This window comes from Streptomyces colwelliae, from assembly GCF_048158785.1.
GTDB lineage: Bacteria > Actinomycetota > Actinomycetes > Streptomycetales > Streptomycetaceae > Streptomyces.
In genome coordinates, this window is record NZ_JBLTJC010000794.1 from 1 (window position 1) to 1,392 (window position 1,392).

Genomic DNA, 1,392 nt, shown 5'->3' on the forward strand with positions numbered 1-1,392 from the left:
GACACCTTGTCGATCTTGGTGGCGTCCGGGAAGCGCCGAGCGTGAACAGCGGTCGCGTGGAGCGGCCTTGGGCGTCCAGGAGGCGTCCGTCGCGGGTGGCCGCGCCCATGCCGTGCCGGTGGGGCGGGGAGCGTTCAGGCTGGTCCTGCCTGGGGTCTACGTGAGGGAGGCGGTCGTGGAGCAGCAGCGCACAGCCCCCGCGCTCGACGGACTCGACGAACTCACCGCGTTCCTGGCCCGGTTGACGGGGCTGTTGCTGCGATCGAGCGGCGAGGGCGCCGAGTTGATCGAGGACTCCGTACGGTCGGCGGCCCGAGCCCTGGGCGGCGAGGCCTCGCTCCTGCTGGTGCCGGACGCGGCGGCGCTCACGGTGACCGCCGGTGGCGCCACACGGACGGTGACCGTACGCGGATTCCCCGAGGTGTTCCGCCTGGACCAGGTCACCGCGCTGAAACCGCTGCTGACGGAAGTGGGGAAGGGCCGCCTGAGCGTGACGGAGGCGGACCGACGGCTGGCCGGAATCGAATCGGCGCCCGCCCCCTACCCGTGGCCGCTGAAGTTCCTCGGCATCGTGCTGTTCTCGCTGGGCTTCGCACCACTGATGCAGCCGACCTGGTACGAGGTCGGGTCGACGGCGGTACTGGCCGCGATCGCGGCGGCGTTGGCGATCACGGCGGACCGACTCCCGCGTCTGGCAAAGGTGTTGCCGCTGGTCGTCTCAACGGCGGTCTCGGTGGTGGCCCTTGAGGTGTTCGCCCGTGAACCGTCCCACGGCGGCCCGGTGTTGCTGATGCTGCCCGCCCTCTTCTACTTCGTCCCCGGCGACTATCTGAGCGCGGCCACCGCCGAGTTGGCCGCCGGCCTCATCACCACCGGCGCGATCCGCCTGGTCTACGCCGTGTTCCTGCTGGTGCAGCTGTATCTGGGCGTGATGCTGGGCGTGTTCGCCACGGGCACCTCGACCCACGCCCTCTGGGACATCGCGGCGGACTCCGACATGGCGCGCTGGGCACTGTTCCTGGGCTGGATCGTGTTCACCGCGGGCACGGTCCTCGCCTTCGCCGTCCCACGCCGCCTGTACTGGCCGCTGCTCGTCCTCGTCTACGTCACGGTGGGCGTGCAGTCGCTGTTCACGAAGCTGGTGGGGGAGGTCGGCGGAACGTTCGTGGCGGCGACGGTGCTGTCGGCGGCGGCGACACTGCTGGCCCGTTCCGAGCACCGCCCGCCCCGCCTGGTCCTGCTCCTCCCCGCCTTCTTCACCCTCACCGTCGGCTCCCTCGGCATGCGCGGCCTGACGACGCTGGCGGGCGGGCATGTCATCGAGGGCTTCCGCGACCTGCTGAAACTGGTCACGATCGTCACGGCGATCGCGGTGGGGATGGTGTTCGGGGC

General features: G+C 70.8%; 1 protein-coding gene. It reads left to right on the forward strand.

Annotated features, from left to right (window positions below):
- Positions 1-67 precede the first annotated feature (67 nt).
- Positions 68-1,392: threonine/serine exporter family protein (locus tag ACNFOC_RS54410; RefSeq protein ID WP_416966317.1), on the forward strand; the 1,325-nt coding region annotated here is incomplete at its 3' end.